Genomic DNA, 12,088 nt, shown 5'->3' with positions numbered 1-12,088 from the left:
TCCTCGCAAGGTATCTGCTGTGTTGCGGGAGTGAGGAGCACAATGATCCACCAGTTACGAAGCGACGACGAAGCACAATGGCGTGCGCTATGGACGCAATATCTTGGGTTCGACGACAGCGTTCTTGATATCGCTATCCATGATGGAACGTAGTCCCGCCTATTAGACGAAGGCGAACGGGTGCACGGTGCACTGCCGGTTGTGGACGCTGAGGCGGTGGGCTCTGTGCACTACGTCTTCCACCCTTCGACCTGGAGCCTCAACGACGCCTGTTATCTACAGGACCTTTTTGTCGCACCGACGATGCGCGGGGGCATTGGTCGAGCGCTGATCTCTCATGTGTGTGCAGAGGCGGCGGTTGCTGGATCGTCGCGTGTTTACTGGCAAACGCAAGAGGACAACGCAGCAGCGATTGCGCTTTGTGACAAAGTTGCCGAACGCTCGGGCTTACATTCAATTCCGAAGCCGGTCGTCTGATGGTCTGCTGAACAGAGCCAACTCCTGACTGCGAAGTTATCATTTGACCGCTCGGTCCAGAAGCTGTCGCTGGCGACATCTGCGACAGCGATGATCGCTGTCCACTCTCTCATGGGTCGCTGAGGTCCATCATCTTTGGAGTTGAATGACCAGTGCTTCGGCTGCCATCGTATTGCTGTTGGTACTCGATTTCGCCCTTCTTATCGCACGCGCTCTGTTCAGTAAGCAATCTCGATCCGAGGATCAGGTCGTGGCGTGAGGCGCAATCAGCGGAAACGGCCGGCAGGAATCGCGGATTATCAACCGCCCCTGAAGCATGAGGCGACGTGGCGGTTCCGTTCCTTTTCCCGAGAGCCGGTCGATGATCAGTTGTGCCGCCTGTTCACCGATGGTCTGCACCGGTTGAGCGATCGTTGTCAGATGAGGCTGGAAAACGTCGGCCCAAGGAAAGTCGTCGAAACTGACGACGGAGATGTCGTCCGGGCACTTGAGCCCAATGTCGCGAATGGCTTTCATCACACCGATGACCATCAAGTTGTTTGCCGAAAAGATAGCGCTCGGACGATCGGCACTGGTGAGAAGTTGCATCGCCGCCTTATAGGCATCCTTCTCTCGAAAATTGCCTATTTGCACAAGTTTCTCATCGAAGGGCAGAGCCGCTGCGTCGAGCGCGGCGCGGTAACCAGCAAGGCGTTCGCGCCCAGTGGATGTCTCCAGAGATCCCGAGATATAACCGATACGGCGATGCCCAAGTTTCAGCATGTAGGAAGTGGCGTCCAGAACGGCGCGCCAGTTGTCGAGAATGACCGCATCGGTCTCGATCCCGTCGCAGAGCCGATCGATCAGAACGGTTGGCACGCTGGCGGCGGCAAGGATCCGCTTCAGATGAGCATCCTCGCCCGCCGGCGCGATGATCAGTCCATCGACCATACGGTCGAGAAGCAGCTCGATCTGCTCGTCCTGAAGGTTGATATCCTCGTCGTTGCAACAAAGCATTACCGCGTATCCGGCGCGGTGCAGGACATCCTGGATGACAGCGACGACATCGGTGAAGAAGGGGTTGGTGATATCGGCGACCATCAGTCCGATGGTCCGTGTCGTTCCAATCTTGAGGCTGCGGGCGATGGTGTTGCGCTTGTAACCGATCTCCTGGATTGCCGTCTCGATGCGGCTGCGAAGCTCAGGGCTTACGGGCGTCGACCCGTTGACGACAGCCGAGACCGTCGCGACCGAAACTTTAGCCGACTGCGCAACATCCAACATGGTCGGCGATTTTCTGGTGCTGTTGCGCCGCTGCTGCATTTCTTCACCGAAACGTTTCAAGATGTGGCTCGATGGAGTGTATTTCACGAAGCAAAATTGCGCAATATTGGCACGGAAGACAGCATTTTCGGCTTATTGACATAATCTAAACGTTTCGAATAAGATCGGTTTCGATCAGAATAAATCGTCGGATGTAGGCGCAGGGAGGCTGCCAACGTCATGCGCGATGATAGTTCGAAGCCATTGTTTTCGGATGATGTCAGCGCCGCAGCCCAACCCGCGGTGCTGACGGCGGAATCCATTTCCAAGACCTTCGGTGCCATCAGCGCCCTCAAGGACGTCCGTTTCGAACTCAGACTCGGCGAGATTCACGCGCTGATGGGCGAAAATGGCGCCGGCAAGTCGACGCTGATGAAGATCCTTTCGGGCGTCTATCAAGACTACGACGGTATTGTTTGTATCAACGATGCCCCTGTCCGGTTCACAAGTGTTAGGGACGCGGAAGCCGCCGGCATCGCGATCATCCATCAGGAACTGAATCTCGTTCCCGACCTTAGCGTCGCTGACAATATCTTTCTCGGTAGGGAGCGGCTGATCGCCGGCCTGTTCGTGGACCGCAAGGCAAGCCTGGAGGCAGCACGGCTTCTGCTGCGGCGCCTCGGCATAGAGCTCGACCCGGAACGGCGGGTCTCGTCTTTGCGGGTGGGCGAACAGCAACTGGTCGAGATCGCCAAGGCGCTTTCGATCGAAGCTCGCATCCTTATCATGGATGAGCCAACATCGGCGCTTTCGCCTGGCGAATGCGAGCGGCTATTTAAGATCATGCGGCAGCTTGCCGCCGGCGGCGTTGGAATCGTATATATTTCTCATCGGATCGACGAAGTCATGCATCTTAGCGACCGCGTCACGGTATTTCGCGACGGCCGCCATGTCTGGACCAAATCGATCGGCGAGCTGGACGAAGACACCGTCATCGCTGCGATGGTCGGCCGCAATCTGCTGGAAGCGACGCGTGGTGATCACCGCCCCGGCGAGTTCCCCGTTCTTTCCGTTGATGGACTGTCTCTTTCCGTCGCTGAGCGACACGGGTGGCGCAACGTACTGAAGGGCGTGAGCTTCGAGGTAAGCCCGGGAGAGATTCTCGGCATCGGTGGGCTGCTCGGTGCCGGCCGAACCGAAATCCTTGAGACGATCTTCGGGTCCAGCGACGGGCGTCGCGGCGGTGAAATCCGGATAGACGGAAGGCTCGTCGACATTCGTTCCCCGCTTGATGCGCGCCGGCTCGGTATGGCGCTCGTGACCGAGGACCGCAAGACCCAAGGGCTGCATCTTCGCGATTCGATAGCAGACAATGTCGCGCTGCCTCTGGTGGGCCGGATCGCACGCTTCGGCATTCGCGCGTTCAACGCGGAAGCTGCGCTGGCTCGCAGAGCTGTCGAAACGCTCGGCGTGCGTTGCGGTGGGATCAAACAGCTGGCCGCTACGCTGTCCGGCGGAAACCAGCAGAAGGTGGTAATCGCAAAGTGGCTGGCCACCAGGCCCCGTATCCTGCTTCTCGACGAGCCGACGCGCGGGATTGACGTCGGGGCGAAACGCGAAATCTACGATCTCATCTTCAAGCTCGCAGCAGAGGGCCTTGCCATCGTCGTCGTCAGTTCGGAAATGCCGGAGCTTTTGCATCTTGCTGACCGTATCCTGGTGATGGCCGAGGGCCGTCGGACAGGACTCCTCACACGTGCGGACGCAAGCGAGGAGCGGATAATGCAGCTTGCCGCGCCGCGCAGCGCAAGACACGGAAGGCCAGCGGCATGACCGTCCTGAAGCTGATCTCCCGAACCAAACTCTATTGGGGCCTAATTGCCATCTTTCTGATCGGAGTCCTCTGGTCGCCGGTGACCTCTTCGGGAAAGAACATTTTCCTGTCTTCGGGCAATCTTCTCGACGTTTTGCGGCAGGTATCGACGACCGGGCTGATTGCGACCGGCATGACTGCTGTCATCATCACCGGCGGCATCGACCTTTCGGTCGGATCGCTGATGGCCATCTGCAGCGTGGTCTGCGCTATGCTGCTGACCGTGTCCGGCGTGACGCCTGCCGTGTTCCTAGGCTTGCCTGCCGTCGGGCTTGCGGCATTGCTGGTCGGCGCAGTCGTCGTTCGGTTCATCTTCGTAAACCTGGCAAAGTTGCGGAAAGAAGGCATCAGCAATCGAGAGATCCGGCTGGATCGCATGCGCGGCACGGTCCTGCCTGCCGCTGCCGGCCTCCTTCTTTGTGGGCTGCTACTCACATTCCTCTTGCCGCAGATACAGACGAAATTTGGTGTTCTCGGCGTTTTGCTGGTCGCACCCGCCGTCGGCCTTCTCTTCGGCGCGATCAACGGTGTCGTTATCGTCGCGGGCCGCCTCCAGCCCTTTATCGTTACGCTGGCAATGATGGTATCGGCGCTCGGCGTCGCGCGGCTGACCGCCGGACAGAACAACGCCGTTCTCCCGGTTTACACGGGATCGAATGCGGCTGCGGAATTCGATATGCTGAGGCAGCTTGTGTTCGGCATTGTGCCGATGCCCGGCATATTTTTCATTGTCGCGATCATCGTTTATGGCGCCGTTCTGCGGCTGACCCCTTTTGGCCGCTACGTCTATGCAATCGGCGGCAACGAAGAAGCGGCAAGACTTTCCGGCATCAATGCGGGTCGAGTGAAGATCGTCGCCTATGCAATTTCGGGCCTGCTCGCCGGCGTCGCAGCAGTGCTCTACGTGGCACAATATCGGCAGGGAAAGCCGGATGCCGGTGCGGGGCTCGAGCTAGATGCAATCGCCGCCGTCGTCATCGGCGGCACCAGCCTCATGGGCGGCAGGGGCAGCCTCGCGGGCACTTTTTGCGGTGTGCTGATCTTCGGACTTCTGTCGAACATCCTGCAACTCCACAACATCAATTCCAATCTTCAGCTGGTGCTGAAGGGCGTCATCATTATCGGCACTGTGCTCGTCCAGGAGCGGAATGTCGGCGATATTCTCGCCCGTCTGCGGCTTTCGAGCCGCCGTCCGGCGCAAAGGGACGCGTCCGCAGAGGAGCGGGCGTCGAGAGACACTGTGTCTCTAACATTGGGAGGAAACGAAAAATGAAACGTCGCGACATCATGAGACTGGCCGTCCTTGCCGCAGCGCTTGCCGCAACGACTGCCATGCTTCCCTCGCGAGATGCCCTTGCCCAAGACAAGAAGTGGCGCATCGGCTTCTCTCAAGCGACCACGATCGAGCCCTGGCGTGCGCAGTTCAACAAGGACATCGTCGCCGAAGCTGCCAAACACCCTGAAGTCGAGCTGATTATCACCGATGGCGAAGACAAGACCGAGAAGCAAGTGGCCGATGTCGAAAACCTGATCCGTCAGGAAGTGGACGCGTTGCTCGTCTCGCCAAAGGAATCTGCGGGACTGACGGGCGTCGTCCAGCAGGCGATCGATGCAAAAATTCCCGTGTTCGTCCTCGACCGCAATGTCGACACGGACAAATACAATCAGTTCGTCGGCGGGGATAACAAACTGATCGGCCGCGCGGCGGGGGAATACGCCGTCGAGTTGCTGGGTGGGAAAGGCAAAGCGCAGGGCAACGTCGTGGAAATCTGGGGAGGGATGGGAACACAGCCGGCGCATGACCGCCATGACGGTTTCCATGAGTTCACGGACAAGGAGCCTGGCATCAAGAACCTGTTGGATCAACAGTCGGGCGATTGGAAACAGGACCAAGCCTATAATATAATGGCGACGGCGCTGCGCAATAATGAAAAGATCGATCTGGTATATGGGCACAACGATCCCATGGCTTACGGCGCCTATCTTGCCGCTAAGGATGCAGGCCGGGAAAAGGAAATCAAATTCATAGGCATTGACGGCCTGCCTGGCGAAGGCGTGACCTGGGTGAACAACGGCGAACTCGGCGCGACTTTTCTCTATGCGACGCCGGGTGCCGAAGGTCTACGTCAGGCGATAAAGTTCCTGAACGGTGAGAAGGTCGAGAAGACGGTGACGCTCGACACAATGAAAATCACCAAGGACAATGCCGCACAGATCATGAAGGACAACGGGCTTTAAACAATGCCGGGGCGGGCGGCTTGCCGCCCAACCCTGCAGGTGCCGTCGGTCAACGAAGAAGGGCTCGTCACTCATTTACGCACACGGGCCCTTCAACGCATTGTGTTCTCTGCTTTGGGCCTTCGGCTTCTTCCGAATTGTTCAAATTCGGCTTCCCAACCATTAATTAAACGGAGTTCGGCAGCAAATGCCACCAGACATCGGATGAATGACTCTTGCGCCACAAGAAGGGCTTGCTGGTTGGCTGGTATCATCAGTCCGACTCAAGTTGATGGAGTCATGTGGTTTGGCGGCTTAACGTGCTAAGTTGGGCGCCAAGTCGGAGGTGCTTGACATGGCACGTTTTATCGGAGCCGCCCTCACTCTGTTCATCCTGGCACTGTTCGCATCGCAAGGACACGCCGGGGAAGTCCGGCCGAAATTTCCGCCAGACGAGAGGTTGAACGTTTCGTCGCTCACCCTGACGGACGAGCAGTTCCTGGAGGGAGACACGGCGAACGGGGTTGCTGTGACGTTGACGGGCGAGCTTCGATTTCCCAGTTGGGATGAACATCTTCCAGCCGTCATTCTGCTCCACGGCTCCAACGGCGTGAAGAGCGGGTCGGCATCCCGATGGGCCGAATTTCTCAACAGAATGGGCATCGCCACGTTCCGCCTTGATAGCTTCGGCGGTCGAGGCATAGACCAGGTCGAGACAGATCAGTCGCGGCTGAGCCCTTTCGCACAATTCTACGACACCTATCGCGCCGTCGACGTGCTCGCGGCCCACCCGCGGATCGATCCATCACGCATCGCCGTGATAGGCTTCTCGCGCGGTGGCTCCGCAGCGCTCTATACCAGCATGCGGCGTTTCCAAGCTCTCCATGGGCCGACAAAGGCGCGCATTGCCGCACATCTTTCGTTCTATCCTGCGTGCAACATTCACTTCGTCGATGAACTCGACATTGCCGACGCACCAGTCCGCGAATTCCACGGCGCGGCGGACGACACGACCCTGGCTGCGACGTGCCTTGATTACATCACGCGCCTCAACGCCGCCGGAATGGACGCTGTCATGACCGAGTATCCCGGCGCGCACCACGGATTCGATAACCCGGATGCGCGGTTCGTTTCCGTTATTCAAAGCGCACAATCGTCTCGCAATTGTCAGCGCCGCGAGGAAGACGGCAAGGTACTCAATGTCGAGACTGGCAAGCCCTTCACCTTCAATGATGCTTGTGTGGAACTCGGTTCGACCGTGGGTTACGACAAAGCTGCGACCGAGGCGGCACAAGCCACGGTGAAGAGGTTTTTGACGGGAGTATTTCGCCCCAACTGATCAAACGCCGGGAGCCTGGCGGTAACGGCGCGCAGTATCACGCAGGCGCGAGGGGCAACTCCGGCCTACTGGCTATGTGGAGGCAACAAATACAGCGTCATGGCGAGGATGAGGTAAACCATCAGCATTAGCACGCCGACAAACCATGTCGATCGGCCGCTATTTGTAACGATGATCGCAGTCATCATGGCAATTATTATCATGACGACCACCCCTGGCCAGAATTGCAGATTCATCGGAGTGGGGCCGATCACATAGCTGAGAAGCACGAGGGCCGGAGCGACGAAGAGGGCGATCTGCGCGGCGCTGCCGAGAGCTATTCCGACACTCAAGTCCAGCCTGTTTTTGCGGGCCGCCGAAAAGGCGGAGGCCATCTCCGCCGCTCCGCCGACCAGCGCAACGACGATAAAGCCGACGAATGCCGGGGTCATCCCGAACGTCTCGGCAGCCGCCTGGACGGATTCGACGAATATTTCACTGACGAGCCCCACCATCACCGTCACTCCGGCAAGCGTGGCGAGGGCCACCTTTAGGGGCCAAGGGGCGTGCTCCTCCGCGACTTCCTCCGTGGCACCGAACAGTTCGCGGTGGGTTCTCAGCGAAAAGAGGAGGCCCAGCCCATAGGCTACGATGAGGAGCACGGACAAGCCGACACTCAGTTGCTGCAGGAATTCCGGCGCGGCCTCAGAACCGGCCGAGCCGACGGCCGAAGGGATGATCAAGGCAACCGTCGCCAGAAACAGCAGGCTGGTTTGCAGACGGGCGTTCCCGCGGTTGTAGTCCTGGACATGGTGTTTCAATCCGCCAAGCAAGAACGACGCCCCCAAGAGGAATAGCGTGTTGGCGACGATAGCTCCGGCCACCGAGGCCTTCACCAAGGTGAACTGGCCAAGGCGTAGCGCGGTAAGTGCAATGATAAGTTCGGTGAGGTTACCAAGCGTTGCATTGAGAAGCCCGCCAACGGCATCCCCGGTTTTGGCCGCCACGGATTCCGTGGCGTTGCTGAGCAAGGTAGCCAAAGGGATCACCGCCAAAAGCGACAGCAGGAAAAGAGGTGTGTGCGCACTCGGGCTGATTTTCTGCGCTGCAATCACGACAGGCACCATGACGAGTAGCCATAGGAGCCGGTTCTGTCGGATTTCATTCCATACATAGCTCATAGAAGCCTCCTTGATGAAAGGACGCACCGACGCGCGTTCACGAGTTGGGATCGATCCCCGCCCCGCGCAGTGCCTGCACGCCAACTGCCGCGACAAGCCCGGTAATGACGATGCCGGAAAAGCCGATGACGACTGCCAGAACGCGCGATGAAAAGAGGTGCGGCGTCATATCCCCGTAGCCAATCGTAAGGCCAGTCACGAAGGTGAAATAGAGGGCGTCGGTTAACGACCAGCCTTCTGTTCGTCAGGCGGGAAGCTCGCATGCGACCATAACCATGAAGATCCCTGACAGGATCGGCCACAACACAAGCAACAAACGAAACGTCGACCTGAAAAATGCGCGTCCGGTCTGGCTAAGTCCCATCACACGCCCCCTTGATGATAGGAAAGTCTATTTTCCGACCACTTCTGTCCTTCGGCTTTCAGGCCGGTTATGCCACTGGCTAGAGCATCGCACTTGAATTGAGAATCGAGTGGGGTTTTCACGAGGGTATTGGTGTGATTCACTGCGGTTGGAGGTGAATCACATGGGTAAATCTCATTCTGTTGATCTTCGTCAGCGTGTTGTTTCCATGGTCGCTAGCGGCCAATCACGGCGAGCCGCTGCCCGTCATTTCGCAATCAGCGACAGCAGTGCGATCAAGCTGCTGCAACGCCGGGAGCGGACTGGGCTGATAACCCCCGCGCGTCAAGGAAGGCCACCAGGTGCAGGGAAACTGTCGGCGTTTCGCGATTTCCTGGTCGCACAGGTCGAAGGCAAACCGGATATCACCATGCCAGAGCTTGCCCGTCGCCTTGAGGATGAACATGGATTGGTTATTCCACCATCGTCCGGTTTTTGATAACGCAGGGATACACATATAAAAAAACAGATAATGGCGTCGGAACGCGCTCGCGCTGATATCCGAAAGGATCGTGATGTCTGGATTTCGAAACGCCAACCCCGGATGCGATTTGAACCGCATCGACTTGTTTTCTTGGACGAAACCTCGGTGAACACAAAGATGGTGAGACTGCGTGGGCGCTCCCCGCGCGGCGAGCGTCTCATCACGGATGCGCCCTTTGGCCACTGGGGGACACAGACATTCATTGCAGGCTTGCGCTGTTTCGGTCTTACTGCGCCCTGGATTATTGACAGGCCGATGAACCGGGAAATCTTCGACACCTACATCGAGACCCAGCTTGCGCCGACACTCGAACCAGGCAATGTCGTCATCCTGGATAATCTTCGCGTTCACAAGAGCGATAAAGCCAAAGCCTGCCTCAAGGAAGTTGGTGCGTGGCTCCTGTTTCTGCCGTCTTATTCGCCAGATTTGAACCCGATCGAAATGGCCTTCGCCAAAATTAAGGCCCATCTCCGAGCCGCCGCCGCTCGCACGTTTGACGCACTCTCAAATGCGCTCGGATCCATCTGCAACCTCTTCAACAGCCAAGAATGTCGAAACTATTTTACAGCCGCAGGCTATGGGTTCGATTAAAGGTACGGCGCTCTAGGGCCGCAGATCATAGCATTGCGCCCTTCGGCTTCCGATTTGGCATGTCGGTGAGAAATGGAGCCGATAGTGCGCCTGCTTCATGCATTCGTTGAAGGCCCTGAGATCGGGCGGGTCTCTCCAAAGGTATGTGAGGTCGCAGTGTTTCCGAACGTCGACGAAGCCATCCGTCTTCTCCGCGGCATTGACGGACACGGCGGCGGTCGCAGCAGCCACGAACATCATGCGCCTTGGCCAATCAAGTTCATCCGAAATCGTAACGCGAGCCATGCGGACATCTCTTTCTGCCTTTGGACCAGCGCCGCAGGTTGGCAGAGAGTACCCGCGAGAGATCGAAGCCGGCCGCGTCCGAATTGCCACGTCATTCCCCGATATCCAGCACGACGTCACCGATGCCACGATATGGCTCGCGGCGAGTGGTTTTAATGCCCCGACAGAACGAGTGTCTGGACAGGAAGCAGCACAGCCTGCATTCGCAGGATCATCGCATGCACAAGTCCGACGGCGTCGATCATATGCAGGGAAAACCCCCTAAGCGTGCCGATATTCGGATCAGCGAGTGCATCGTGATTGTTGGTATAGGCGTTCGCGATGCAACTGCTTCCCGGCGGGACGCCATCTAGCCCTCCGGCAAAGAGGGGCTGTAGAAAGACGGTCAGGGTTCCCGGCTGCGCCATCTGCTGAACATCGATCAGTTGCTCCGTGGCGCGCAGTTGTCCGGCGGCGATAACCTGCTGCACTTCGGTCACGACCATTGGAATGATTGTAAATGGCTTCCCAACGCAGGTTGCTTCGGCGATCATCCCCTTTTTCATAACCTGCGCTTCGATCTGCCCGAAGCCGGCAATCAGCGTGCCTTGTCCAGCACCCTCTGGCACAAGGATACCGGCAGGACGCAACATTGCACTGACGACGTCGCCGGCACGTAGCGTAAACTGTTGGACGGTCCCCGCGACGCCTGCCCTAACGATGGTCTTGTCGAGTTCGACCTGCGCCTGTGCCAAGGCTGCTTCGGCGCTTGCTTTTTGAGCGGGCAACAGCAAGGCGATCTGTGTCTCCATCGTCTGCTTTTTCGCAATCGTTGCGTCGACCGCTCCCTTACGGCTGTCGATCTGCGTCGCTAGGCGTTCGACCTCGCGCCTGGCGACGGCGTTGCTCGTCAGGAGCTCCGCCTTCATCTCGTATTCGTCGACGGCCGTCTGATAGGCGCCCTGCGCCTCTTTGATCTGGCCGTCCACGCCTGCGAGCTCGGTCTGGGTCACCTTCATCTCGGCCTCGACTTCGGCAATGCGCCGACGGGCGGTCTCCAGCGCCGCCTCCTGTTCGGACGCATCAAGCCGGAAGAGTGGCGCACCTGCCACGACCTTCTGATTCAGTCCAACGAAAACCTCTTCTACACGTCCGGTTGCCTCCGGCAGGATCGTGACCGTCCGGAATATCGCCGTGACGCTCTTGGTCGAAGGGTGAAAGTAAAAGATCATCGTGATCAGCGATACGGTCAGAAGCAAGCAGGCGGTGATCCCCCACCGGAGCTCGTACCACACCGTATAAAGCGTGATCTCGCGGCCGATCCGCTTTCCCTGACCGTATCGTCGGAAAAGATAATCGGGCAAAATCGTCAACATGGAGCAGAGCATCAACTCAAACATTCAGATGTCCTCTCCATGCGCGCTGGTCTTGGTCGGCGGCTGCGTCGCCACGGCGTCCCCCGGATCCTCGGGAATCAGAGCATCATCACCTGTCGTTTCAGCCGTGCGGCCGGAGAGTTTGCCGAGGGATTGGGCGATGGAGTAAAGCGGCGTCGAGAAGTCGGGAAACTGAACGAAGGCCAGGAGCAGACCGGCAATCCAGAAGATATGGTTATGGGTGAACAGCGAGATGAGCGCCAGGACGGCCACGATCTCCATCTGTACTTTGTTCGTGCGGTGGGCCCTGCGTTCAGGAAGGGCGTGCAATTGAAAGTATAAATTGCCAACGGCAAGCACCGCCAGCAAAAGGAAGATAGCGATGGCAACGAAAAGGTAGTCCGTCTGGCCGGGCGGAGTAATGAAAATCGGCAGATGCTCGATTGCCGCTGGGTGAAGTTCTTCTGCCATTCCCACCACCTACAAGAATATCAAACTGCATCTGTGGAATGTCGCGCGTTTCCCTACGTCAGGCGGCACCGACATCGAGCGCCTCTTCGATTTCTTTTGATATAGCCGCGACCAGCGCCGGCCGGAAACCGCCGCGTAGCTAAAGCCACGCCTTCGTCCATCTTTCACTCCAATCACGACACAGACACGGC

At 58.1% G+C, this 12,088-nt stretch carries 9 protein-coding genes and 2 pseudogenes; 6 read left to right on the top strand and 5 right to left on the bottom strand.

Translation table 11 applies throughout. The annotated features are described in order from the left end of the window. The first annotated feature begins 180 nt into the window (after positions 1-180). Entirely contained in the window at positions 181-477 is a 297-nt protein-coding gene (locus WGT02_RS37690; RefSeq protein ID WP_331000964.1) for an N-acetyltransferase, read from the top strand. A 243-nt stretch (positions 478-720) separates the two neighbouring features. On the opposite strand, the gene WGT02_RS37685 is transcribed toward WGT02_RS37690, so the two are convergent. Beyond that, entirely contained in the window at positions 721-1,740 is a 1,020-nt protein-coding gene (locus WGT02_RS37685; protein ID WP_024316515.1) for a LacI family DNA-binding transcriptional regulator, read from the bottom strand. A 219-nt stretch (positions 1,741-1,959) separates the two neighbouring features. Between WGT02_RS37685 and WGT02_RS37680 the strand changes: the two genes are divergently transcribed. The 4 genes from WGT02_RS37680 to WGT02_RS37665 all read left to right on the top strand — a co-directional run bounded on the left by WGT02_RS37680 (position 1,960) and on the right by WGT02_RS37665 (position 7,148). Continuing rightward, the gene (locus tag WGT02_RS37680) at positions 1,960-3,552 is read left to right on the top strand and encodes a sugar ABC transporter ATP-binding protein (RefSeq protein ID WP_208245559.1); all 1,593 of its coding nucleotides are present in this window, start codon (positions 1,960-1,962) and stop codon (positions 3,550-3,552) included. Beyond that, entirely contained in the window at positions 3,549-4,865 is a 1,317-nt protein-coding gene (locus WGT02_RS37675) for an ABC transporter permease (RefSeq protein ID WP_208245561.1), read from the top strand. The genes WGT02_RS37680 and WGT02_RS37675 overlap by 4 nt, the downstream gene beginning before the upstream one ends. Next, positions 4,862-5,830, top strand: a complete 969-nt coding sequence (locus tag WGT02_RS37670; RefSeq protein WP_208245562.1) for a substrate-binding domain-containing protein — start codon at positions 4,862-4,864, stop codon at positions 5,828-5,830. The genes WGT02_RS37675 and WGT02_RS37670 overlap by 4 nt, the downstream gene beginning before the upstream one ends. Before the next feature lie 334 nt (positions 5,831-6,164). Continuing rightward, on the top strand, positions 6,165-7,148 hold the full coding sequence (locus tag WGT02_RS37665) for a dienelactone hydrolase family protein (RefSeq protein WP_208245563.1): 984 nt from the start codon (positions 6,165-6,167) through the stop codon (positions 7,146-7,148). Between the two features lie 65 nt (positions 7,149-7,213). Here WGT02_RS37665 and cax read toward each other — a convergent pair whose 3' ends face one another. Then, a complete protein-coding gene (gene cax / locus WGT02_RS37660) occupies positions 7,214-8,308 on the bottom strand; it encodes a calcium/proton exchanger (protein WP_208245668.1) in 1,095 nt (364 codons plus the stop codon). A gap of 37 nt (positions 8,309-8,345) precedes the next feature. Then, a pseudogene (locus tag WGT02_RS37655) lies at positions 8,346-8,534 on the bottom strand (potassium channel family protein); the annotation flags it as partial. Between the two features lie 301 nt (positions 8,535-8,835). Between WGT02_RS37655 and WGT02_RS37650 the strand changes: the two are divergent. Further along, positions 8,836-9,786: pseudogene (locus tag WGT02_RS37650) on the top strand (IS630 family transposase). 437 nt (positions 9,787-10,223) lie between these two features. Here WGT02_RS37650 and WGT02_RS37645 read toward each other — a convergent pair. Beyond that, complete coding sequence (locus WGT02_RS37645; RefSeq protein ID WP_208245564.1) at positions 10,224-11,450, bottom strand: HlyD family secretion protein; 1,227 nt, start codon at positions 11,448-11,450, stop codon at positions 10,224-10,226. Further along, the gene (locus tag WGT02_RS37640; protein ID WP_208245565.1) at positions 11,451-11,897 is read right to left on the bottom strand and encodes a hypothetical protein; all 447 of its coding nucleotides are present in this window, start codon (positions 11,895-11,897) and stop codon (positions 11,451-11,453) included. Between the last annotated feature and the right edge of the window lie 191 nt (positions 11,898-12,088).

Source organism: Rhizobium sp. T1470, from assembly GCF_042140505.1.
In the GTDB taxonomy this organism is placed as follows: domain Bacteria; phylum Pseudomonadota; class Alphaproteobacteria; order Rhizobiales; family Rhizobiaceae; genus Rhizobium; species Rhizobium favelukesii.
The sequence above is the reverse complement of the archived record's forward strand: the minus strand, read 5'-3'. Positions and strand labels throughout refer to the sequence as shown.